The organism is Crossiella sp. S99.2 (genome assembly GCF_023094165.1).
Lineage (GTDB): Bacteria > Actinomycetota > Actinomycetes > Mycobacteriales > Pseudonocardiaceae > Crossiella.
On the sequence record NZ_JALMDK010000001.1, the window covers coordinates 711512 to 733338 of the forward strand.

Sequence of the window (21827 nt, forward strand, 5' to 3'; positions counted from 1 at the left end):
AGTGGATCTGGACGGGATCGCCGGCGAGCTGGACCAGCAACTGTCCACTGTGGACTACGAGCGGGAACTGGCCTTTCCCGGCGATCCCGGCGGGCGGCAGCCGGTGCACACCGTCTACGTGCCCGCCGACCGGGTCCGGCCCGGCCTCGCCGCCGCCTGGGGCGCCCAGGCCAGGGCGGTGCTGGCCGAGCACGCGCCGGACGGGGCCGCGCTGGCCGCGGCCACCGGCGTGGACGGCGCGGCGGAGCTGCGCGGCCGGGTGCTGGCCAAGCTGAGCGCGGAGCCGGTCGAGGACCTGCGGGTGGACCTGGAGGACGGCTTCGGCGCGCCCGGCGAGGCCGAGGAGGACGCGGCGGCCCGCTCGGCCGGGCGGGCGCTGCGCGCGGACCTGGCGGCGGGCACCGCACCGCCGTTCTTCGGCGTGCGGCCCAAGGGCCTGGAACCGGCGTTGCGCCGGCGCGGGCTGCGCAGCCTGGCGTTGTTCCTGACCGAGCTGCTGGACGGATCCGGACTGCCCGGATTCGTGATCACCTTCCCCAAGGTCACCTCGGTCAGCCAGGTCTCGGCCGCGGTGTGGCTGTGCGAGCGACTGGAACGCGAGTTCGGGCTGGCTGAGGGCGAGCTGAAGTTCGAGCTGCAGATCGAGACCACCCAGGCCATCCTCGGGCCGGACGGGCGGGCCACCGTCGCGGAGATGGTGCACGCCAGCGAACGCCGCTGCGTCGGTCTGCACTACGGCACCTACGACTACAGCGCGGCCTGCGGGGTCACCGCGGCGCTGCAGAGCATGGCGCACCCGGTGGCCGACCACGCCAAGATGGTGATGCTGCTGGCCGCCGCGGGCACCGGGGTCCGGCTCTCGGACGGATCCACCAACATCCTGCCGGTGGGCGGGGCGGCCGAGGTGCACGCGGGCTGGCGGCTGCACGCCCGGCTGATCCGCCGTTCCCTGGACAGCGCCTACTACCAGGGCTGGGACCTGCACCCGCACCAGCTGCCGACCCGGTTCCTGGCCACCTACGCCTTCTACCGGGAGGCATTCCCGGCCGCCGCCGCGCGGCTGCGCGGCTACCGGGAGCGGATCGCCGGGACCGTGCTGGACGAACCCGCCACCGCGCAGGCGATGGCGATCGCGCTGGTCCGCGGCCTGGACTGCGGGGCGCTGGAAGCCGCAGAGGTGACCGCGGCGGTTGGTGCGGACCGGGCCGAGCTGGACGCGCTGGCCCGCCGCCGGGTGGGCTGAGCCACTCCGGCCGACCGGCTGGTTCTCGCAGTCGAAACCTGGGCGCAACGTGGGGAAGGCAGGGTCCCGCCATGGTCACTGAAACCGGCCCGGAAACCGCTTCCCGCACTCAGCGGATCCTGTCCTCGTTATTCCTCCAGGTGCTGGTGGCCGCGGTGCTGGGCATCCTGGTCGGGGTGCTGTGGCCGGAGTTCGGCGCGGCGCTGAAACTGCTCGGCGACGCCTTCATCCGGGCGATCAAGATGATCATCGCGCCGCTGGTGTTCTGCGTGGTGGTCACCGGGATCGCCAAGGCGGGCGACCTGCGCTCGGTGGGCCGGATCGGGCTCAAGGCGCTGATCTACTTCGAGGTGGTCAGCACCCTGGCCCTGGTGCTCGGCCTGGTGCTGGGCAACCTGGTCCGGCCAGGTGACGGCCTCAACGTGGACCCGGCCACCCTGGACTCCGCGGCGGTGGAGAAGAAGACCGGTGGCGCGGCACTGCCCGGCGTCGGCGGGTTCCTGCTGCACGTGGTGCCGGAGAGCGTGATCGGCGCGTTCGCGGACAACCAGCTGCTCCAGGTGCTGCTGTTCGCGGTGCTCTTCGGCGCGGCGCTGGTGCACCTCGGGCCGGCCAGGGCGCCGCTGGTGCTCGGCTTCGTCGAGCAGGCCGGCGAAGTGATCTTCAAGATCGTCGGCTACGTGATGCGGCTGGCCCCGATCGCGGTGTTCGGCTCGCTGGCCTACCTGATCGGCCAGTACGGGCTGTCCTCGCTGGTCACCTACGGCAAGCTGATCGGGGTCAGCTACGGCGCGGCCGCGTTGTTCATCGTGCTGCTCGCGCTGCTGCTGCGGGTGCTCACCGGGCTGAGCCTGTGGGCCTTCGTGCGCTACACCCGCGCGGAGTTCGTGCTGGCCATCGGCACCGCCTCCAGCGAGTCGGTGATGCCGCGGATGATGGACAAACTGCGCGCGGCGGGCTGCAAACCGGAGGCGGTCGGGCTGGTGCTGCCCACCGGCTACTCCTTCAACCTCGACGGCGCCTCCATCTACCTCTCCCTGGCCACCCTGTTCATGGCCCAGGCGGTGGGCATCGAGCTGACCATCGGACAGCAGCTCACCGTGCTGCTGGTGCTGATGCTGACCTCCAAGGGCATGGCGGGCATCCCCGGCTCGGCCTTCCTGGCGCTCTCGGCCACCGCCGCCTCGGTCGGGGTGATCCCGGCAGGCGCGGTCGCACTGCTGCTCGGCGCGGACCGGATCATGGACACCATGCGGGTGGTGACCAACCTGCTCGGCAACTGCGTGGCCACCTTCGTCGTCGCCAAATGGGAGGACGGACTCGACACCCAGGCCGCGCGGGCCGCCTTCGCCGGGAAGCCCGACCGCTCCTTGTGACACCATTGAGGGTGTTATGGCTGACCAGACGCGCGCCGCCCGCGCCGAGACCGTGATCGACACGGACGCGCTGCGGCACAACTACGCCTACCTGTCCGCGCTCGCCGCCGAGTCCGAGGCGGCCACCATGGCCGTGGTCAAGGCCGACGGCTATGGGCACGGTGCGGTCGAGGTGGCCAGGGTCGCGCTCACCGCCGGGGTCACCTGGCTGGGCACGGCCGCCATCGAGGAGGCCCTGGAACTGCGGGCCGCCGGGATCACCGCACCGCTGCTGTGCTGGCTGTACCCGGCCGAGCAGGACTTCACCGAGGCCATCGCCGCTGACATCGACCTGTCGGTCTCCTCGATGGCCGAGCTGACCAGGGTGCTGGCCGGCGCCGAGGCGACCGGGCGGATCGCCCGGATCCACCTCAAGGTCGACACCGGCCTGTCCCGCAACGGGGCCGAGCCCGGCCGCTGGCGGGGCCTGTTCGAGGCCGCGGCCAAGGCCCAGGCCGACGGCGTGCTCAAGGTGATCGGCCTGTGGTCGCACCTGGCCAGCGCGGACGAACCGGCCAGCGAGGCCACCGGTGCGCAGTACCAGATCTTCCTGCACGCCTACCGGCTCGCGGTCGAGCTGGGCCTGACCCCGCTGCGCCACCTGGCCAACTCCGCGGCCACCCTGCTGCGCGACGACCTGCACTTCGACCTGGTCCGGGTGGGCATCGCGGGCTACGGCCTCAACCCGGTGCCCGGCCACGGCGGCGAACAACTGCGCCCGGCGATGACCTTCCGCTCCAGCGTGGCCAGGGTGAAGCGGGTGCCCGCGGGCACCGGCGTGTCCTACGGCCTGACCTGGACCGCGCCGGTGGAGACCAGCCTGGCCCTGGTGCCGGTGGGTTACGCCGACGGCGTGCCCAGGGCGCTGTCCGGGCGGATGGACGTGCAGATCAACGGCAGCCGGCTGCCGGTGGTGGGCCGGGTCTGCATGGACCAGATCGTGGTCGACTGCGGGGAGGCCAAGGTGGCCGAGGGCGACGAGGTCATCCTGTTCGGCCCCGGCGACCAGGGCGAACCCACCGCGCAGGAGTGGGCGGACAAGATCGGCACCATCCACTACGAGATCGTCACCGGCATGTACCGGCCGCGGGTGAAACGCAGCTACCGGGGCCGCGGATGAACCGGATCTGGCGCGCCGTCGGCATCGCGGGCGGCGTGATCGGCGCGGCCGTGGGCGCGGGCGCGGTCGGCGCGGCCACCCAGACCCGCCGGATCAAGGCCCAGCGCGAGGACGGCGCCGAGGCTGACCCGTTCGCCGACGAGCCGCTGGGCGAGTTGCGGCCGGACCGGCAGTCCACGGTGGCCGCCGACGACGGCACGCCGATCGTGGTCGAGGAGATCGACCCGGCCGACGGCGGCAAGGCCGAGCTGACCGTGGTGCTGGTGCACGGCTACACCCTGGACCGCCGCTGCTGGCACTTCCAGCGCCGCGACCTGCCCGAACTGGTGGATCCACGGGTCCGGCTGGTGCTGTACGACCAGCGTTCGCACGGCCACTCGGGTCGGTCCGGCCGGGACCTGGCCACCATCGAGCAGCTCGGCAAGGACCTGGACGCGGTGCTGCGCGCGATCGCGCCGAGCGGTCCGCTGGTGCTTGTCGGCCATTCCATGGGCGGCATGACCATCATGGCGCTGGCCGAGCAGCAGCCGGAGCTGTTCGTGCAGCGGGTGCGCGGGGTCGCGCTGATCGGCACCGCGGCCGGGAAGATCGGCAGCTCCGGCCTGCCCCGCCCGGTGCTGTCCCGGTACAACCCGGTGACCCTGGGCGTCGGCAAGATCGCCGGCACGCTGCCCGGCATGGTCGAGTGGGTGCGCCGGGTGGGCGGCGAGATCACCTGGAGCGTGGTGCGCAGGCTGGCCTTCGGCGACCGCGCGGTGAGCCCCTCGCTGGTCGACTTCATGGACCGGATGATCGACGACACCCCGGTCGAGGTGATGACCGACTTCCTGCCCACCCTGGAAACGCACAACCGGTACGCGGCACTGGCCGGGCTGCGGCACTGCACGGTGCTGGTGCTGGGCGGCGACGCGGACCGGCTGACCCCGTTCTCGCACTCCGAGGCCATCGCGGCCGAACTGCCCGACGCCGAACTGGTGCGGGCATCCGGGGCCGGGCACATGGTGATGCTGGAACAGGCCGACCTGGTGACCGGGAAACTGACCGAACTCATCCGGCGCTGCGCCAGCAGCGGCGGCGGAAAGCGTTGGTGGCGAAGGGCATGACCACTGTGGACAGTGCACTGTGGACGATCGAGCTGCCGGAGGTCGCCGATACCGAGGCGTTCGGCGCCCGGCTGGGCGCGCTGCTGACCCCGGGCGACCTGGTGCTGCTGGCCGGGCCGCTCGGCGCCGGGAAAACCGCGCTGACCAGGGGAATCGGCGCCGGACTCGGCGTGCGCGGGCAGGTCAGCTCGCCGACCTTCGTGATCGCCAGGGCGCACAAGCCGGGCGAGCGCGGCATCCCGCTGGTGCACGTGGACGCCTACCGGCTCAGCGGTTTCGACGAAATGGAGGACCTCGACCTGGAGACCGACCTGAGCACCTCGGCGGTCGTGGTCGAGTGGGGCGAGGGCGTGGCCGAGGGCCTGGCCGAGCAGCACCTGCTCATCCGGCTGGAACGGCGCGAGGACGAGACCCGGGTGGCCACCGTCTCCGGCACACCCCGGCTGCTGGCCGGACTCCGGCAGGGCTGAGCCCCACCGGAGCCTGGATCACTCAGCGGGTCGCCGCCCAGTAGAGGGCGTTGGCGACCTGGCTGTACAGGCCCTTCGGGTGCGCCCGGAACAGCGGCTCGGTGCCGAAGAGCACCACCCGCGCGCCGGACTCGTCGGTGCCCGAGACCACCGCGGCCTGGCCACCGGCCGCCAACGGGCCACCCGAACCGTCCTCATTGGACGTCCAGTGCCCCGAGGCGAGCGGGTTCCCGGTGCCGTAGCGCTGTTCCACGGTCACTCCGGCGCCGATCTCGGTGAACCACTGCGGCGAGTAGACGAAGGAGTTGGGCAGCGCCTCGGCGCCGACCACGCCGGCCGCGTTGTTGGCCACCGTGACCACGCCGTTGGCATCGCCCTTGCCCTGCACCGCCTTGACCGGCAGCAGCCCGGCCTGGGTGTTGAACGCGCTGCCGGTGGCGCCGCGGGTGACCACGCCGCCCTTGACCAGGAACGTCTGCAGCGCGGTCTTCGCGGCCGGGTTGAGGCCGGTGAAGGACAGGCCGGAGGAGGCGAACAGCACGTCCACCCGGCTCAGGTCGAAGCCGTTGTTGAGCACCGTGGTGGACACCGGTCGCACGTCGAAGCCCATGTCCCGCAACGCGAACAGCTCGTCCGGACCCACCGCGGCGGCAATGGTCAGCCTGCGCAGCGGGCTGCCCGGCTCACCGGCGGCGGCCAGGCCGAAGCGCACGCCGTAACGGTCGGCCACCTGGATCGCGTCCACCCGCGCGGCGGCGGGCACGATGATCGAACCGTCCGCGCGGCGGCGCAGTTCGATGCCCCGGCCGAGCAGATCGTTGATCGCGCCGGCGTCCTTGCCGTCCCGCACGGTCAGCGTGAGGTCCTTGCCCGGCGCGGCGTCCACCCCACCGGTCGGCGCGGCCGCGACCACCGGCTTGCCCTGCACCCGCAGGTCGCCGGAGACCGCCACGTCCACCGAGGCGCCCCAGAGCAGGCGGTGGCTCCAGCCGGAGATGTCGTACATCAGCGGCGCGCGTTCGGAGACGTCCCCGCCCTGCTCCAGCATCACGTTGGCCAGCGCCCGCTTCGGCTGGTGCATGTCCACCACGTAGGAGCCCGCCGGGTAGCCGCGGCCGTTGAGCTGGAAGGCCCGCTCGGCCCTGGTCACCTTGACGTCGTGCGCGACCAGGTGGTCCACCAGCCGGGCCGCGGCCGAGCCGGAGCGCTGGGTGCCACCGGCCGGGATGACGTAGGCGCGCGGGAACTTGGTGCTGTAGCGGTCCTCCGGGCCGAAGCCGGGCACGAACCCGTCCGGGATGGGCCGCAGTGCCTCACCGGCCGCGCCGCGGCGGAAGATCTCGATCTGGTTGGCCACCAGGTCGGCGCGGTTGGCCGAGACGTAGTCCAGGGTGCTGCGGATGGTCGACTCGACCACGTCGGTGTTGATCGAGGACCGGCGGCGCAGCTCGCTCACCGGCAGGCTCTGGTACGCGCCCCGGTTGACCTGCAACGGGATCTCGATGGTGTAGGAGACCGCGCCGTGGAACATGGCGTACTGCGCGGTGAACACCGGCGCCCAGCCGTCCCACTCGCCGACCGGGTAGTCCCGGAACGGGATCTGCACGTTCTGCGCCTCGGCGTGGCCGAGCGCCTTGACGCCCTGCTCCATCTTCAGGCCGTTGGCGTAGCCGTGCTTGATGTAGAGGTCGAAGTCGTAGTTCTGGCCGTGCGGCGGGCCGGTCGGCTCGATCAGGGTGCCGCCGACGTAGCCGTGCTCGTCCAGCATGGCCACCGGCTGGGTGCGGATCGCGATGTCCCGCATGGCCCGGCCCTCGGGCTGGGCGGAGGTGACGAAGTCGCGGTTGAGGTCGAAGTTGTTCGCGTTCGGCCGCACCCCGGTCACCCGGCCGTCCGGGTTCGCGGTCACGTTGAAGTAGACCCGGTGCTGCTTCAGCAGATCCAGGGCCTTGCGATCGCCGGTGGTGGCCAGGTAGTCGATCATCCGCAGGGCGCCGTCGGTGCCCTCGTACTCGTCGCCGTGAATATTTCCGTTGATCCACACCGGCGCCTTGTACTCGCGGCGCAGCCGGTTGTCCCTGGCCGCCGAGCGCGGGTTGTTCTCGATCTCCTCGCGCCAGGCGTCCTGCTGCCGGGTCTCGTGCGCGCGCTCCGGCGCGGTCAGCGTGACCAGGTACAGGTCCCGGCCGAGACCGGACTGGCCGATCACCTCCACCGACACCCGGTCGCTGCGCTGCTGGATCTCGTTCAGCTTGGGCGCGATCGCGTGGTACGGGGCCAGGCCCAGCTTGATCGAGGAGTCGCTGGGGTCCTCGGGGTAGACCCGGAGCTGGGTCTGCCGCGGGTACCCGTCCTTCTTGGTGACCTTGTTCTCGCCGAAGGCCCGCAGCAGCCCGCTGCGCCCGGTCGCGGTGTCGGTGGCCGCGATTTCGTTGCGCTCCGGCCCGTTGGCCGGGTCCTCGCCCTTGGTCACCCGCTCCGGCTGGGCGGGGGCGGCGTTGACGGCAGGTGTGCCCAAAAGGGCGGTGCCCGCGGTGAGCACCGCGGCGGCAAACACCGTCACACGGTGTCTTCTACGGCTTGTCAGCACGAGTGTGCCTCCCCAGAGTCCGGATGTCGGGTCGTGCTTAGCCGCTGGCCGATCGGCTGGTCAAGACCTCGGACGACCCGTGGCACCCAGGTGGTCGTAGGCTTGTTCGCGTGCTCGTGCTCGCCCTGGACACCGCCACCCCCGCCATCACCGCGGGGGTGCTCGCGCTGACCGGCTCCGGTCCGCGGCTGCTCGCCGAGCGGGTGACCGTCGACCCGAGGGCCGCCGGGGAGCTGCTCACCCCGCAGATCCACCAGGCCGCCGAGGCCGCCGGGATCGCGCTGAGCGAGCTGTCCGCGATCGTCACCGGGGTCGGGCCCGGCCCGTTCACCAGCCTGCGGGCCGGCATGGTCACCGCGGCCGCGTTCGGGCACGCCCTGGACAAGCCGGTGCACCCGGTGAGCACCCTGGACGCGATCGCCGCCGGGGTGCGGGCCGAGGCCGGGCTGCTGGTGGTCACCGACGCCCGCCGCCGCGAGCTGTACTTCTCCGCCTACGACGCCGACGGCCGCAACGTCACCGGCCCCCGGGTGGAACGCCCCGACGTGATCGCCGAACTACTCGCCGGGGAACTGGCCGGACTGGGCATCACCCAGGTCGCCGGGCACGTCGCCGCCCAGCACGCGGACCTGTTCGGGCTCAAGCCCCTGGACGCGGACTACCCGACTCCGCTCGGACTGCTCCGTGCCGCCGAGTCCGCGCTCGGCGGTGAACCAGCTCCGCTGATCCCGCTCTACCTGCGCCGCCCCGACGCGGTGGAACCCGCCGCGCGCAAGCGGGTGAGCCCGGCATGACCGTCCACATTGGACCGTTGCGCAAGCGGGATCTCAAGCGCTGCGCGGAAATGGAGGCGGAGCTGTTCGCCGGGGACGACCCCTGGTCGGCAGCCGCCTTCGCCACCGAACTCGACGGCGGGCACCACTACATCGGCGCCTACGCCGGGGACGAACTGATCGGCTACGCGGGCATCGCGCTGCTGGTCGGCCCGCCGCAGGCCGAGGCCGAGGTGCACACCATCGCGGTGCACCCGGACTGGCAGGGCAACGGCATCGGCAAGGCGTTGTTACTGGACCTGCTGGCACACGTGGCGCAGGTCAACGCCACCGTGTTCCTGGAGGTGCGCACCGACAACGAGCCGGCCATCGCGCTGTATGAGCGGCAGGGCTTCGAGAAGCTCGGCGTGCGCAGGCGCTACTACCAGCCCTCCGGCGCGGACGCCTTCACCATGCGGCGGCTGGCTCCCGTCGAGACCAGGACCAGCGCAGGGAGGACCGCATGATCGTGCTCGGCATCGAGACCTCCTGCGACGAGACCGGCGTCGGCATCGTGCGCCGGAGTCCGGACGGTCACCTGGAACTGCTGGCCGACGAGGTCGCCTCCAGCGTCGAGGAGCACGCCCGCTTCGGCGGTGTGGTGCCCGAGATCGCCAGCCGCGCGCACCTGCAGGCCATGGTGCCGACCATGCGCCGGGCCCTGGACACCGCGAAGCTGTCACTGTCCGATGTGGACGCCATCGCGGTCACCGCCGGGCCGGGCCTGGCCGGGGCGCTGATGGTGGGCGTCTCCGCGGCCAAGGCCTACGCCAGCGCGGCGGGCAAACCGCTCTACGGCGTCAACCACCTGGCCGGGCACGTGGCCGCGGACACCCTGGACCACGGTCCGCTGCCCAGCTCCTGCCTGGCCCTGCTGGTCTCCGGCGGACACAGCCAGCTGCTGCTGGTGGACGACCTGGTCCGCAAGATCACCGAGATCGGCTCCACCATCGACGACGCCGCGGGCGAGGCCTACGACAAGGTGGCCCGGCTGCTCGACCTGCCCTACCCCGGCGGTCCGCCCATCGACAAGCTGGCCAGGACCGGCAACCCCAAGGCGATCGATTTCCCGCGCGGACTCACCGGACCCCGGGACGCCCGGCACGGGTTCTCCTTCTCCGGCCTCAAAACCTCGGTCGCCCGCTGGGTGGAGAAGCGCGAGCGCGCGGGCGAGCCGGTGCCGGTGGCCGATGTGGCGGCCAGCTTCCAGGAGGCGGTCGCCGACGTGCTCACCATGAAGGCGGTGCGTGCGGCCAAGGAACTGGGCGTGGGCACGCTGGTGATCTCCGGTGGTGTCGCGGCCAACTCCCGCCTCGGCGAACTGGCCCGCGAACGCTGTGCCGCCGCGGGTATCGAACTGCGGGTGCCCCGGCCCCGGCTGTGCACCGACAACGGCGCGATGATCGCCGCGCTCGGCGCGCACGTGGTGGCCGCCGGCGCGGCCCCCTCGCCGCTGACGCTGTCCGCCGACCCGTCGCTGCCGCTGGTCTACGGCTCCTGAGCCGACTCGCCTGAGCCGAACCGCCTGGCCGCCTCCTGCTGCTGGGCGAGGCGGCGCAGCGCGGCGAAGAGCGCGTCGCCGAGCACAGTGCCCACCACCGCGGTCTCCACCACCGCCTCCGGACTGGCCAGCCCGTCCAGCTGGTCCAGGTCGGCCTTGGCCACGCCCTCGGCCAGCTCGACGTAACGCTCCAGCTTGTCCAGCAACCGCTCGTGGCCGAGTTCGCGGAAGGTGTTCAGCAGCCCGGCTGCGGTGCGCCCGGCCGGATCGGCCGGATCGATCACCCAGCCCCGGTCGGCGGCTGCCGCGCGCAGCCGGTCATAGGCCCAGTCCGCGTCCTCGGCGGCCGGGTGGGTCAGGCCGTACTGGGTCACCGCCAGGGTGTCGAACAGCCCGGCGCGGTTGTCCAGCGAGTCGACCACCCGGCGCACCTCGGCCACCGAGAAGCCACCGGTCTCCATCAGCGCCCGGACCAGCTTGAGCCGCCGCACATGATCGGCGGAGTAGCGGGCCTGGTTCGGGCTGGTTCGCTCACCCGGCGGCAGCAGCTGTTCGCGCAGGTAGAACTTGATCGTCCCGACCGGGACGCCCGATTCGGCGCTCAGCTCCGCCATCCGCATGCCGGTCAACCTACTTGTCAGCGCCATATGGATAGCGTAGCTTTCCAAAACGGAAAGTATGACTTTCCATTTGGAGGAGATATGACCGACTGGCATCGCCCGTTACTGATCTGCTCGGCCGCGATGGCGGTGCTGGCGCTGGTCTGCCTGGCCGGGCTGGCTCTGGACGAGCGGACCGTGCTCGGCGCGCCGCTGTGGCTCAAACCGTTCAAGTTCGCGGTGTCCAACGCGCTCTACGGCGTGACCTGGGCCTGGCTGGCCTCGCTGCTGGGCAGGGGCGCGCATCGCTGGTGCGTGCTGGCCGCGGTGATCATGGTCTTCGACTTCGCGATCATCCTCGGCCAGGCGCTGCGCGGGCGGCCCAGCCACTTCAACCTGGCCACCCCGCTGGACACCGTGCTCTACCTGGCCATGGGGATCGCGGTGGTGGTGCTGTGGCTGGGCACGGCCGCGCTGACCCTGCGGGTGCTGCGCACGCCGATCGCCGATGCCGCGCGGCGCTGGGCACTGCGGCTGGGCACCGGCATCTCCCTGCTCGGCCTGGCCCTGGGCGGCCTGATGGTGCTGCCCACAGCGGGCCAGCCCGTGCCTGGCCCGGTGATCGGCGCGCACAGCGTCGGCGCGCCCGACGGCGACCCTGGGCTGGCGCTCACCGGCTGGAGCAGCACCGGCGGCGACCTGCGCATCCCGCACTTCCTCGGCATGCACGCGCTGCAGGTGCTGCCGCTGTTCCTGTTGCTGCTCACCGCACTGCGCCTGCCCGCGCTGCTGCGGGCCCGGCTGGTGATCATCGCCGGGGCCGGTTACTTCGGCCTGCTCGCCCTGGTGACCTGGCAGGCCCTGCGCGGCCAGCCGCTGCTGCGCCCGGACGCGCTGACCCTGACCGCGCTGGCGGTGCTGGTGCTCGGCGTGCTCGCCGCTGCGGTCACGGCCGCAGCGACCAGCCGTCCAGCACCTCGGCCAGTAGCCAGTTCCCGCCCAGCGCCAGCGCACCCAGCGCCACCAGTCCGAACACGGTGACCCAGAGGATCCCGGGCAGGCCGGTGAGCCGGGCGAGCTGGTCCGCGTCGGAGTCCCTGGCCCGGCCCCGCCGCCGCTTGCGCTGCAGCTCCGGCACCGGCCGCACCCCGCCGATGAGCAGGAACCAGGTCACCAGGTAGGCGAACCCGGCCTGCACCGCACTGTCCGCCAGTACCGAGACCGCCACCAGTGCACCGCCGGTGACCAGCAGCAACAGCGCGCCGTAGACATTGCGGATCATGATCAGCACCAGCAGCAGCAACGCGGTGCACACCCACAGCAGCAGCGTGATCATGCCCGCGCCGAGCAGTGCGGCCAGGCCAAGCCCGAGCAGAGACGGCGCGATGTACCCGGCAAGGACGGTGAGGATCATGCCGAGGCCGGTCGGCTTGCCCCGGGAGGTGGTCACCCCCGAGGTGTCCGAGTGCAGCCGGATGCCACTCAACCGCCGTCCGACCAGCACCGCGATCAGCCCATGCCCGGCCTCGTGCACGATCGTCACCACGTTGCGCGCCAGCAGCCACGGCCCGTTGGCCAGCACCACGATCAGCGCCACCAGCGCCGTCACCAGCACGACCCACTGCGGCGGCGCCGGTTGCACGCTGATCAGCCGTTCCCAGAAGTCCACGCCCCCACTGCTACCAGACGCGACCCAAAAATCCCGTGATCAGGCGCGGTGCAGTCCCGGCTGCCGGTCCTGGACCACGAAGCTGGCCGCGGTCTCCGCCGGGGCGTCCGGCCTGGTCACGTAGGGCAGGGTCCGGTAGTCCGCGCGCAGCTCACCCGCGGTGAACTTGGTCCGCACGTACCCGCGCCGGTTCTTGTGGAACTTCACGTGCGGGTTCTCCGCGAGCACCGCCGCGTTCGGATCGTCGTTGCCGTCCCGGCCGCTGGTGATCGAGGTGGTGACCAGCTCAACGCCCACCGTCTTCGAGGCCGGGTCCCCGTAGGCGGCCTTGATGTCGGCCGCCCAGTGCCGGTGCACGTCGCCGGTGAGCACCACCGCGTTGCGGGTCTGGCCGAGCCCGGCGGCGATCTTGTCCCGGTTGACCTTGTACCCGTCCCAGGCGTCCATGTTGAAGCCCTCGGGGGTGCCGGGGGTGAGGTCGATCTGGGCGAAGAAGACCTGCTGGCCCAGCACATTCCAGCGGGCCCTGGACCGGTGCAGGCCGTCCAGCAGCCAGCGCTCCTGGTCCGCGCCGGTGATCGAGCGGGCCGGGTCCAGCCGGGCCTCGCAGCCCGCCTTCACCCCGTCGCCGCAGGCCTGGTCGCTGCGGTACTGGCGGGTGTCCAGCAGGTGGAAGTCGACCAGCCCGCCCCAGCGGATCCGCCGGTAGAGCTGGAGGTCGATGCCGTTGGGCTTGGAGGTCCGGCGCAGCGGCATGTTTTCGTAGTAGGCCTGGAACGCGGCCGCGCGGCGGGCCAGGAAGTCCGGGTCCGGCTGCTCGGGGATCTCGTCCGCCCAATTGTTTTCTGTTTCATGATCATCCCAGATGACCGCCCAGGGTGCGGTGGCGTGCGCGAGCTGGAGGTCAGGGTCGGTCTTGTACTGGGCGTGCCGCAGCCGGTAGTTGGCCAGGGTGCGGGTTTCCGGGCCGAGCACCTTGCGCACCTCGTTGGCCCCGGCGGCGTACTCGTACTGGTAGTCGCCCAGGTGCAGGATCAGGTCCGGGTGGTCCTCGGCCAGGCGGCGGTAGGCGGTGAAGTAGCCCTGGCCGTAGTGCGAGCAGGAGGCGAAGCACATGGTCAGCTCCGAGCGCAGCACCTCGGGGCCGGGCGCGGTGCGGGTCCGGCCGACCGGGGAGATCTCGCCGCCGGTGCGGAACCGGTACCAGTACTCCCGGCCCGCGCGCAGGCCGCCGACCTCCACGTGCACGGTGTGCGCGGACTCCGGCCGGGCATGCGCCACCCCGCGCCGGGCGATCCGGCGGAACCGCTCGTCCTCGGCCACCTCCCAGTGCACCGGGACCACCCGGTCCGGCATGCCGCCCAGCCCGTCCTCGTTGAGCGGGGACACCGCCAGCCGGGTCCACAGCACCACACCGTCAGGGGTCGGATCGCCCGAGGCGATGCCCAGGGTGAACGGGTCGATCAGCTTGCGGGACGGGGCGGCGACGGCGGGCAGGGCGGTGGTCAATGCCAGGGTTGCCGCGCCGCCCAGCAGGGCGGTGCGTCGGGTCACTCGCATGGTGGGAACCTCTCCGGAGACCTGCTTGTCAGGGTCGACAATGAATCAGCAGGGAACTCTTTGATCCCATGCCTGTGCCGATGACATCCGCCAGCCACGATCGGTAGCCACATCGGCACGGCGAGGTTAATTTCCGGCAACTCCGGGCCTACGGTTGAACCATGAGCTGGCTGGATGACCGGCTGCGCCGGGCAGAGCGCGACGGGGCCACCGCCATGCAGTGGAACGAGCTGGGCATGGCGCTGGCCGACCAGAAGCGCTGGCCCGCCGCGGAGGACTGCTTCCGCCGGGCCATCGCCGCCGGTGGCGAGCACGCCCACTACAACCTCGGCAACGTGCTGCGCCAGCGCTACCTGCCCGGCCGCGACCGGGACCTGCTGCGCGCGGCCGTGCACAGCTACCGCAAGGCCGTGGTGGCCGGCTGCCTGGAGGCGCATCAGGCGCTGGGCATGGCGCTGATCGAACTGGGCCAGTACACCGAGGAGGCCCGCGAACAGCTCGCCGTGGCCGCCCGGCTCGGCGACAAGTGGGCGGTGATGGGCCAGGCCCAGCTCGCCGAGGCCGACGGCGAACCCGGCGAGCAGGAGCGGCTGCTGCGCGAGCTGCTCGCCGACGAGGACCCGGTGCTGGCCGACTGCGCCCGCGCCGAACTGGGCATCGTGCTGCGCTTCGACACCCGCGCCGCCGAGGCCGAGACCCTGCTCGCCGAAGGCGCTGCCCGTGGCCAGCGGCACTCCGCCTACCAGTACGCGCTGTTGCTGGACGAGGACTGGCACGCCGCGGACCGGGCCGAACCCGCCTTCCGCCGGGCCATCGACCTGGGTGAGCGGCAGGCCCTGCTCAAGCTCGGCCGCCTGCTCCGCCGCAACCACCGGGCCAGGGACGCGGTCGCGGTCTTCGCCGAGGCCGCCACGGCCGGGCTGTCCGAGGCCTACGCCCAGCTCGCCCGCGCCCACCGCGACCTGGGCGAACGCCAGGAGATGTTCGCCGCCCTGGACCTGGGCATGGGCCTGGGCGACGCGGAGACCTTCTTCGAGGCGGCCGAGATCGCCGAACTGGACGACCGGCGCACCGAGGCCGAGCAGATCCTGTGGCGGGCGATGGCCGAGCTGACCCACCCCGGCGACCTGGCCATGGCCCGGGTGCAGCTGGCCGACCAGCTCATCGACACCGGCCGCGAGCCCGCCGGGGTGGAACTGCTGCGCGCGGGCATCGCCGCCGGGGAGAGCGAGGCGGTCAACTCCCTCGGCAACTACTACAGCGAGCACCTCGGCGACTCCGCCGCGGCCGAGGAGATCTACCGCACCGCCATCGCCGACGGGGACGACCTGGCCCGGTACAACCTGGCGCACCTGCTCTGGGCCGACGGCAGGCTGGCCGAGGCCGAGACCGAACTGCTGGGTCTGGTCACGGCGGGTGAGCCGGGTGCGTATCGTGACCTCGCGGAACTCGCCACGGCCATGGGGCTGGCAGCCGAGGCGGAGAGATACCGCTCACTCATTCCCAGGGGCCGTCGTTGAGCGTTGGCACTCTCAGGGGTAGAGTGCCAATCGAACGGCGCTTCACCGCCCCGGCACCCGCGACGACGGGATGGTAGGAGCCGTAACTCAACTACCTGCCAACGCTTTCGAAGACCTACGGAGGTCAAACCGGTGAGCGTGAACATCAAGCCGCTCGAGGACAAGATCCTCGTCCAGGCGAGCGAGGCCGAGACGACGACCGCGTCCGGCATCGTCATCCCGGACACCGCCAAGGAGAAGCCCCAGGAGGGCTCCGTCCTGGCCGTTGGGCCGGGTCGCGTGGACGACAAGGGCAACCGCGTCCCGGTGGACGTGGAGGTCGGTGATGTCGTCATCTACTCCAAGTACGGTGGCACCGAGGTCAAGTACAACGGCGAGGAGTACCTGATCCTCTCCGCCCGCGACGTGCTGGCCGTCATCCAGAAGTGACGACCTGCTGCTGAGCATGTGATCCGCCCCGGCGGCCCCTTCCGGGGTCACGGGGCGGTTCTACGTGCAGGGCACGAGAAGGAGATGGGAAGAAGATGGCTAAGCACATCAGCTTCGACGAGCAGGCTCGCCGCGCGCTCGAGCGCGGGGTGAACCAGCTGGCCGACGCGGTCAAGGTCACCCTTGGCCCGCGTGGCAGGCACGTCGTGCTGGACAAGAAGTTCGGTGGGCCCACCGTCACCAACGACGGCGTGACCATCGCGCGCGAGATCGACCTGCCGGACGCGTTCGAGAACCTGGGCGCGCAGCTGGCCAAGACCGTCGCCACCAAGACCAACGACGTGGCTGGCGACGGCACCACCACCGCCACCGTGCTCGCCCAGGCCATGGTCCGGGTGGGTCTGCGCAACGTGGCCGCTGGCGCGAACCCGGCCTCGCTGGGCCGCGGCATCCAGGCCGCCTCCGACGCCGTGGTGGAGGCGCTCAAGGCGCGCGCCACCCCGGTCAAGGGCCGCGACAACATCGCCCAGGTCGGCACCGTCGCCTCCCGCGACGAGTCCATCGGCGCGCTGCTCGGCGAGGCCATCGAGCGGGTCGGCGAGGACGGTGTGATCACCGTCGAGGAGTCCTCCAGCCTGCTCACCGAGCTTGAGGTCACCGAGGGGGTGCAGTTCGACAAGGGCTACATCTCCGCCTACTTCGCCACCGACCCGGAGGCGCAGGAGGCCGTGCTGGAGGACGCCTTCGTCCTGCTGCACCGCGACAAGATCTCCGCGCTGGCCGATCTGCTGCCGGTGCTGGAGAAGACCGTCGAGGCCGGCAAGCCGCTGCTGATCGTGGCCGAGGACGTCGAGGGCGAGGCGCTGTCCACCCTGGTGGTCAACTCCCTGCGCAAGACGCTGCGGGTCACCGCGGTCAAGGCGCCGTACTTCGGCGACCGCCGCAAGGCGTTCCTGGACGACCTCGCCGCCGTCACCGGTGGTCAGGTCGTGGCCCCCGAGGTCGGCCTGAAGCTGTCCGAGGTCGGTCTCGAGGTGCTCGGCAAGGTGCGCCGGGTCGTGGTCACCAAGGACACCACCACCATCGTCGACGGTGGTGGCGAGAAGGCTGACCTCGAGGCGCGGGTCGAGCAGATCCGCCGCGAGATCGAGGCATCCGACTCCGACTGGGACCGCGAGAAGCTCGAAGAGCGGCTGGCCAAGCTGGCCGGTGGCGTCGCGGTGATCAAGGTCGGCGCGGCCACCGAGACCGAGCTGAAGGAGCGCAAGCACCGCATCGAGGACGCGGTCGCCGCCACCAAGGCCGCGGTCGAGGAGGGCATCGTGCCCGGCGGCGGTTCCGCCCTGGTGCACGCGGCCAAGGAGCTGGCCGGCAACCTCGGCCTGACCGGCGACGAGGCCACCGGTGTGGCCATCGTGCGCGAGGCGCTGAACGCGCCGCTGTACTGGATCGCGGCCAACGGCGGGCTGGAAGGCTCGGTCGTGGTGCACAAGGTCCAGGAAGGCGAGTGGGGCCAGGGCTTCAACGCGGCCACCCTCACCTACGGCGACCTGCTCGCCGCCGGTGTGGTCGACCCGGTCAAGGTCACCCGCTCCGCGGTGGCCAACGCCGCCTCCATCGCCCGGATGGTGCTCACCACCGAGGCGTCCGTGGTGGAGAAGAAGGACGACGAGCCCGCCGGTGGCCACGGCCACGGTCACGGGCACGGCCACTGACCTTCACGGGGTAACGAAGCACGGCTGACAAACGACAAGGGCGGCACCTCCCGGATCCGGGGGTGTCGCCCTAAGTCGTCAAGAGGGGTTGAGCGGTGGCTGCGCTGGTTGCGGCGGCGGACTTCGGCGGTATCAGGCCGAAGCTGGGGTCAGGGCCAGCTTGCGCCGGCGGTTGCTGATGATCGACTCTCGTTCGGCCTCCGACATGCCGCCCCAGATGCCATACGGCTCCTGGACGGCGAGGGCGTGCCGACGACACTGGGCGAGCACTGGGCACGCCTCGCACACCGCTTTGGCCTTGGCCTCGCGCCGTGCCCTTGCTGGTCCCCGCTCACCGTCGGGGTGGAAGAAGAACGCACTGTCCATACCGCGGCAGGAGCCGCGCAATTGCCAGTCCCACAGGTCCGCGTTCGGGCCGGGGAGTCGCCGGGTGTCAGCCATCGCGACCACCTTCTTGCCGGAGTTGATGTGTCGTCGTGCCGTGGGGTGCCCGGATCTAACCTTGATCAACCGTAGAACCGCGCCAATACTTGTTCAATCGCTCGGCTCGTCAGACCTAGTTCAACGCCGGGTGATCAAAACGGCATGTCAGCGGCCTGCGCCACCTGACTCAGGTTGCCGACCGGGTGACCCCGACCTGAAACTGAACACGTGACGAGATCGACAGGTCCGGGTATACCCCGGCCGACGCGGCAAAATGCCACGTCGCCCGAACTCGTCCCGAGAACTGGCGACGAGGAGTCCTCCCTCCGGCTGACCGTGGCCGCGATGGCCGCCAGGCTCGGCGTGGCCCCGGCCACCCTGCGCACCTGGGACCGCCGCTACGGCCTCGGCCCCGGCGGGCACACCACCGGACGGCACCGCCGCTACGGCCCGGCCGACATCGCCCGGCTGGAGCGGATGCACCGCGCGCTGCTGCGCGGGGCCGCCCCGGCCGAGGCCGCCCGCTACGCCCGCAGCACCGTCGAGGACATCGAGCCACCCGCCGAGCCGCCGCGGAGTTCGGCGCACCGGATCGGCCGCGGCCTGCGGCTGCCGGGAGCGAGCCGCCGGGCCCGCGGGCTGGGCCGGGCGCTGCTGGCCATGGACGCCGCCGCCGCGCAGGAGGTGCTGGCCGAGGCGATTGCCGAGGACGGGGTGACCCGCACCTGGGAGCTGCTGGCCGGGCCGGTGCTGGCCGCGCTGGCCGAGCGCGGGCTGCCGCTGGTGAGCCACCTGGCCGGGCAGTGCGTGCGGGCCGCGCTGGCCGCCGCCGAGGTGGGCTCCCCGCTGCCGGCCACCGACAACCCGGTGCTGCTGTTCTGCGCCGACCCCGGCGCGCTGCCGCCGCGGGTGCTGGCCGCCGCGCTGGCCCAGCGCGGCATCCCGCGCACGGTGCTGCTGGCCGCCTTCCCGGCCGAGGCGCTGGCCGCGCTGGTGCGCAGGCTGTCCCCGGCCGCGATCCTGTTCTGGGCCGGCTGCCCGGAGCAGGCCGAACCCCGTTTCTTCCACCGGACCAGGGGCCGGGTCCCGCTGTTCGCGGCCGGACCGGGCTGGGCCGAGATCGATCTGCCGCCGCAGGTGCGCCGGGTGGGCGGCCCGGGTGACGCGGTGCAACGACTGGCAGCATCGCTGGGGTGAACCTGGATCGGGTGCGGGCGGCCGCCTTCGGCGACCGCCCGGCCGACAACGTCTTCGCCGAGGCCGCCGCCGGGGGCTGGGCCGCCTGGTACGCCGCGGTCGCCCTCGGCGGCCAGGGCTACTACGCCGCCGCGCTGACCACGCTCACCCGGCTGGGGCAGGGCCGGGACCCGGTGCTGGCCGCGGCCGCCTGGACCGCGCTGGCCTCGCACCGCCGCCAGCTCGGCGCGCACACCGCGGCCGCCGGCCACGACGGGGAGGCGCTGCGCAGGCTGGCCCAGGCGGGGCTCTACCCGCTCACCCAGGACACGATCGCGCCGCCCTCGCCCGAGTCGCTGCGCTCGGTGGTGGTGGACGTCCTGCTCGGTCTGGCGGCCGACGCGATCGGCCGCGGCCGACTGAGCGCGGCGGCCCGGCTGCACGGCGAAGCGGTTTTGACTCTCGGAAGTGACCCCGGCTGGCGGCCACGGGTCCGGATCGGGTGGGTGGCGGCCGAGATCGCCCTCGCCCAAGGGGCGCCGCACCAGGCCCTACCAGCGAGTAAACATGCATGTGACCTAGCTCACACCACGTCTTCGGTGCGACATCAAACCAAGTCAGGGCTGGTCCTGGGCGTGACGCAGCAGGTCCTCGGGTTACCCACCGGAGTGGATTTTCTACGCAGGGTGATCAAAAACGGGGGTCGGCACGGCCTGCTGCCGCTCGTCTGGCCCTCTGCGTTACTGCTCTCGGAGGCAGAACCCGATCGGGTCGGATATCACCGGAATGGCGCTCGCGAGGCTCTGACCACGGTGTTAGGCCGGACTGACGCGTCCGGACGGCGGTTGGCCGCCCGATCAGCGTGGTTACCCTCGTGGTTGCTCCGTTCTAGTGAACCGGGGGATGCGGCCAGCCGGATGAATTTCTTGACGGATTAAGCACCAGATCGTGTCAAGGTTCCGCCGTCAGCGTCCGATAGGGGAGTTGGAACGTCACTCAGCTGTAGGAAGGAGTCCCCGGTGACGACGGTCTTGATCTGTGATGACCGGCGAAGCGTCCGGGAGGGTCTCACTCGCGTGATGTCGGCCGTCCCTGGGGTCAGCCGCATCGACTGTGTCGGTCACGGCGACGAGCTGCTCGCGCGCTTCTCCCGGCAGGCGGTCGACGTCGTCCTGGTGGGAACCCAGCGCGCGGTGCCGACCGGGGTGGAGGCCACTCGGCGTCTCGTCTCGGCGCACCCGCAGGCCAACGTGATCGTGTTCGGCGCTCCGGACGACGCGGGCAGCATCGCCGCGGCCATCGCCGGCGGCGCCCGCGGCTACCTGCGCTGGGACGCCTCGCGGCCCGAACTTGTCGCCGCGCTGGCGCACACCCTGGCGAGCACCTCGGTGCCCGCTCCCCGGCAGCCCTCCGACCCCGGCGTTCAGCTCACCGAGCGTGAACTCCAGGTGCTGCGGGGCATGAGCCAGGGCAAGAGCAACGGACAGATCGGTCGCGAGCTGTACCTGTCCGAGGACACGGTGAAGACGCACGCACGGCGGCTCTTCCGCAAGCTCGGCGTCCGGGACCGCGCTCAGGCGGTCGCGCACGGTTTCCGCCGCGGTCTGGTCTCCTGACCGCTGCGGCCACATACTCGCTGACGAAGCAGGTAGCTCGGCGTCTCGCCGGGCTACCTGCTGCCATGCCGGGGTGTGTTCGGCGGTTGCCCGCCGGACGCGCCCCGTGACCCATTCGCGCGAGGCCAGGCCCCCTGGGCACTCGGTCTCGCTTTCCCCACGGTCTGCGCCCCGGCACTCTCTTCTCCGCACCCCGGCGGGTACGGTGAAGCGGACCGGGAGGGCGGGCCACGGTCGGTGAATCGTTTTATGTCAGTCCGCCAGCGCGTAACACCAGGGCTACTCACCACGATGACCAACACGGGGGACGGACTGGACGCCGTCGTAGGCGCCGCGATCGGCGGCGACCGAGAGTCGATCGGCCGTCTGCTGGCGTCGATCCGTCCCTTGGTGGTGCGGTACTGCCGTGCCCGGGTAGGCAGGCAGGAACGTTCGTACGCTTCCGCGGACGATGTTGCCCAGGAGGTGTGTCTCGCCGTGTTGACGGCGTTGCCCAGCTACCGCGACCAGGGACGCCCGTTCCTGGCGTTTGTGTACGGCATTGCCGCGCACAAGGTGGCTGACGCGCATCGCAGCGCCGCCCGCAACCGGTCGGAACCGGTCCCCGAGGTGCCAGACGCCCCGGAGACCGAGGCCGGTCCGGAACAGCGGGCCATGCACGGTGAGCTGTCCGAACGGATGGCCCAGTTGCTCCGGGTGCTGCCCGCGAAGCAACGGGAGATCCTGCTTCTCCGGGTGGTCGTCGGGCTGTCCGCCGAGGAGACCGCGGACGCGGTCGGCTCGACCCCGGGAGCAGTGCGGGTGGCCCAGCACCGGGCGCTCGCCAGGCTCCGCAAGACCTTGGCACCGGAGGAGGTGGTCTGAAC

At 71.8% G+C, this 21827-nt stretch carries 21 protein-coding genes; 16 read left to right on the top strand and 5 right to left on the bottom strand.

Annotation, left to right across the window (positions count from 1 at the left end; translation table 11 throughout):
• Position 1 precedes the first annotated feature (1 nt).
• The 5 genes from MZC64_RS03540 to tsaE all read left to right on the top strand — a co-directional run bounded on the left by MZC64_RS03540 (position 2) and on the right by tsaE (position 5351).
• Entirely contained in the window at positions 2-1243 is a 1242-nt protein-coding gene (locus MZC64_RS03540) for an aldolase/citrate lyase family protein (protein ID WP_247755601.1), read from the top strand.
• A 71-nt stretch (positions 1244-1314) separates the two neighbouring features.
• Positions 1315-2619, top strand: a complete 1305-nt coding sequence (gene dctA / locus MZC64_RS03545; protein WP_247755602.1) for a C4-dicarboxylate transporter DctA — start codon at positions 1315-1317, stop codon at positions 2617-2619.
• A 16-nt stretch (positions 2620-2635) separates the two neighbouring features.
• Positions 2636-3778: an alanine racemase gene (gene alr, locus MZC64_RS03550; RefSeq protein ID WP_247755603.1), complete on the top strand. Its 1143-nt coding sequence runs from the start codon at positions 2636-2638 to the stop codon at positions 3776-3778.
• A complete protein-coding gene (locus MZC64_RS03555) occupies positions 3775-4881 on the top strand; it encodes an alpha/beta fold hydrolase (RefSeq protein ID WP_247755604.1) in 1107 nt (368 codons plus the stop codon). Before alr ends, MZC64_RS03555 begins: the two co-directional genes overlap by 4 nt.
• Complete coding sequence (gene tsaE, locus MZC64_RS03560) at positions 4878-5351, top strand: tRNA (adenosine(37)-N6)-threonylcarbamoyltransferase complex ATPase subunit type 1 TsaE (RefSeq protein WP_247755605.1); 474 nt, start codon at positions 4878-4880, stop codon at positions 5349-5351. Before MZC64_RS03555 ends, tsaE begins: the two co-directional genes overlap by 4 nt.
• A gap of 22 nt (positions 5352-5373) precedes the next feature.
• On the opposite strand, the gene MZC64_RS03565 is transcribed toward tsaE, so the two are convergent.
• On the bottom strand, positions 5374-7914 hold the full coding sequence (locus tag MZC64_RS03565) for a M14 family zinc carboxypeptidase (RefSeq protein ID WP_247755606.1): 2541 nt from the start codon (positions 7912-7914) through the stop codon (positions 5374-5376).
• 137 nt (positions 7915-8051) lie between these two features.
• On the opposite strand from MZC64_RS03565, the gene tsaB reads away from it, so the two are divergent.
• Genes tsaB through tsaD form a run of 3 tightly spaced genes read left to right on the top strand, consistent with a single transcriptional unit; the run spans position 8052 to position 10254 of the window.
• Positions 8052-8735, top strand: coding sequence for a tRNA (adenosine(37)-N6)-threonylcarbamoyltransferase complex dimerization subunit type 1 TsaB (tsaB, locus tag MZC64_RS03570; protein ID WP_247755607.1), 684 nt, complete (start codon positions 8052-8054; stop codon positions 8733-8735).
• Complete coding sequence (gene rimI, locus MZC64_RS03575) at positions 8732-9220, top strand: ribosomal protein S18-alanine N-acetyltransferase (RefSeq protein ID WP_247755608.1); 489 nt, start codon at positions 8732-8734, stop codon at positions 9218-9220. Before tsaB ends, rimI begins: the two co-directional genes overlap by 4 nt.
• Positions 9217-10254: a tRNA (adenosine(37)-N6)-threonylcarbamoyltransferase complex transferase subunit TsaD gene (gene tsaD / locus MZC64_RS03580; RefSeq protein WP_247755609.1), complete on the top strand. Its 1038-nt coding sequence runs from the start codon at positions 9217-9219 to the stop codon at positions 10252-10254. Before rimI ends, tsaD begins: the two co-directional genes overlap by 4 nt.
• On the opposite strand, the gene MZC64_RS03585 is transcribed toward tsaD, so the two are convergent.
• A complete protein-coding gene (locus MZC64_RS03585; protein ID WP_247755610.1) occupies positions 10242-10901 on the bottom strand; it encodes a MerR family transcriptional regulator in 660 nt (219 codons plus the stop codon). The two genes, tsaD and MZC64_RS03585, sit on opposite strands and share 13 nt — an antisense overlap.
• A 54-nt stretch (positions 10902-10955) precedes the next feature.
• Between MZC64_RS03585 and MZC64_RS03590 the strand changes: the two genes are divergently transcribed.
• On the top strand, positions 10956-11894 hold the full coding sequence (locus MZC64_RS03590) for a hypothetical protein (protein WP_247755611.1): 939 nt from the start codon (positions 10956-10958) through the stop codon (positions 11892-11894).
• On the opposite strand, the gene MZC64_RS03595 is transcribed toward MZC64_RS03590, so the two are convergent.
• Both MZC64_RS03595 and MZC64_RS03600 read right to left on the bottom strand, forming a co-directional pair.
• A complete protein-coding gene (locus tag MZC64_RS03595) occupies positions 11800-12522 on the bottom strand; it encodes a M50 family metallopeptidase (RefSeq protein ID WP_247755612.1) in 723 nt (240 codons plus the stop codon). The two genes, MZC64_RS03590 and MZC64_RS03595, sit on opposite strands and share 95 nt — an antisense overlap.
• Before the next feature lie 39 nt (positions 12523-12561).
• Positions 12562-14082, bottom strand: a complete 1521-nt coding sequence (locus MZC64_RS03600; RefSeq protein ID WP_247755613.1) for an alkaline phosphatase — start codon at positions 14080-14082, stop codon at positions 12562-12564.
• Positions 14083-14243: 161 nt separating this feature from the next.
• Between MZC64_RS03600 and MZC64_RS03605 the strand changes: the two genes are divergently transcribed.
• From MZC64_RS03605 to groL, 3 genes are all read left to right on the top strand, one after another.
• Complete coding sequence (locus MZC64_RS03605) at positions 14244-15602, top strand: tetratricopeptide repeat protein (protein ID WP_247755614.1); 1359 nt, start codon at positions 14244-14246, stop codon at positions 15600-15602.
• 132 nt (positions 15603-15734) lie between these two features.
• On the top strand, positions 15735-16031 hold the full coding sequence (gene groES, locus MZC64_RS03610) for a co-chaperone GroES (RefSeq protein ID WP_247755615.1): 297 nt from the start codon (positions 15735-15737) through the stop codon (positions 16029-16031).
• A 95-nt stretch (positions 16032-16126) separates the two neighbouring features.
• On the top strand, positions 16127-17746 hold the full coding sequence (groL, locus tag MZC64_RS03615; RefSeq protein WP_247755616.1) for a chaperonin GroEL: 1620 nt from the start codon (positions 16127-16129) through the stop codon (positions 17744-17746).
• Positions 17747-17878: 132 nt separating this feature from the next.
• Here groL and MZC64_RS03620 read toward each other — a convergent pair whose 3' ends face one another.
• The gene (locus MZC64_RS03620; protein ID WP_185000300.1) at positions 17879-18187 is read right to left on the bottom strand and encodes a WhiB family transcriptional regulator; all 309 of its coding nucleotides are present in this window, start codon (positions 18185-18187) and stop codon (positions 17879-17881) included.
• A 327-nt stretch (positions 18188-18514) separates the two neighbouring features.
• Here MZC64_RS03620 and MZC64_RS03625 point away from each other — a divergent pair, with 327 nt between their 5' ends.
• The 4 genes from MZC64_RS03625 (at position 18515) to MZC64_RS03640 (ending at position 21825) form a co-directional block, all read left to right on the top strand.
• Positions 18515-19366: a MerR family transcriptional regulator gene (locus tag MZC64_RS03625; protein WP_247755617.1), complete on the top strand. Its 852-nt coding sequence runs from the start codon at positions 18515-18517 to the stop codon at positions 19364-19366.
• Positions 19363-20283, top strand: coding sequence for a hypothetical protein (locus MZC64_RS03630; protein WP_247755618.1), 921 nt, complete (start codon positions 19363-19365; stop codon positions 20281-20283). Before MZC64_RS03625 ends, MZC64_RS03630 begins: the two co-directional genes overlap by 4 nt.
• Before the next feature lie 81 nt (positions 20284-20364).
• Complete coding sequence (locus MZC64_RS03635) at positions 20365-20961, top strand: response regulator transcription factor (protein WP_086781717.1); 597 nt, start codon at positions 20365-20367, stop codon at positions 20959-20961.
• A gap of 291 nt (positions 20962-21252) precedes the next feature.
• Positions 21253-21825, top strand: a complete 573-nt coding sequence (locus MZC64_RS03640) for a sigma-70 family RNA polymerase sigma factor (RefSeq protein WP_185000298.1) — start codon at positions 21253-21255, stop codon at positions 21823-21825.
• Positions 21826-21827: the final 2 nt, after the last annotated feature.

Bases quoted from the DNA above. Each gene is read 5' to 3' on its own strand.
- dctA (WP_247755602.1), top strand. From the start codon at position 1,315: ATGGTCACTGAAACCGGCCCGGAAACCGCTTCCCGCACTCAGCGGATC.
- alr (WP_247755603.1), top strand. From the start codon at position 2,636: ATGGCTGACCAGACGCGCGCCGCCCGCGCCGAGACCGTGATCGACACG.
- MZC64_RS03555 (WP_247755604.1), top strand. From the start codon at position 3,775: ATGAACCGGATCTGGCGCGCCGTCGGCATCGCGGGCGGCGTGATCGGC.
- tsaE (WP_247755605.1), top strand. From the start codon at position 4,878: ATGACCACTGTGGACAGTGCACTGTGGACGATCGAGCTGCCGGAGGTC.
- rimI (WP_247755608.1), top strand. From the start codon at position 8,732: ATGACCGTCCACATTGGACCGTTGCGCAAGCGGGATCTCAAGCGCTGC.
- tsaD (WP_247755609.1), top strand. From the start codon at position 9,217: ATGATCGTGCTCGGCATCGAGACCTCCTGCGACGAGACCGGCGTCGGC.
- MZC64_RS03585 (WP_247755610.1), bottom strand. From the start codon at position 10,901: ATGGCGCTGACAAGTAGGTTGACCGGCATGCGGATGGCGGAGCTGAGC.
- MZC64_RS03590 (WP_247755611.1), top strand. From the start codon at position 10,956: ATGACCGACTGGCATCGCCCGTTACTGATCTGCTCGGCCGCGATGGCG.
- MZC64_RS03600 (WP_247755613.1), bottom strand. From the start codon at position 14,082: ATGCGAGTGACCCGACGCACCGCCCTGCTGGGCGGCGCGGCAACCCTG.
- MZC64_RS03605 (WP_247755614.1), top strand. From the start codon at position 14,244: ATGAGCTGGCTGGATGACCGGCTGCGCCGGGCAGAGCGCGACGGGGCC.
- groL (WP_247755616.1), top strand. From the start codon at position 16,127: ATGGCTAAGCACATCAGCTTCGACGAGCAGGCTCGCCGCGCGCTCGAG.
- MZC64_RS03620 (WP_185000300.1), bottom strand. From the start codon at position 18,187: ATGGCTGACACCCGGCGACTCCCCGGCCCGAACGCGGACCTGTGGGAC.
- MZC64_RS03625 (WP_247755617.1), top strand. From the start codon at position 18,515: ATGGCCGCCAGGCTCGGCGTGGCCCCGGCCACCCTGCGCACCTGGGAC.
- MZC64_RS03640 (WP_185000298.1), top strand. From the start codon at position 21,253: ATGACCAACACGGGGGACGGACTGGACGCCGTCGTAGGCGCCGCGATC.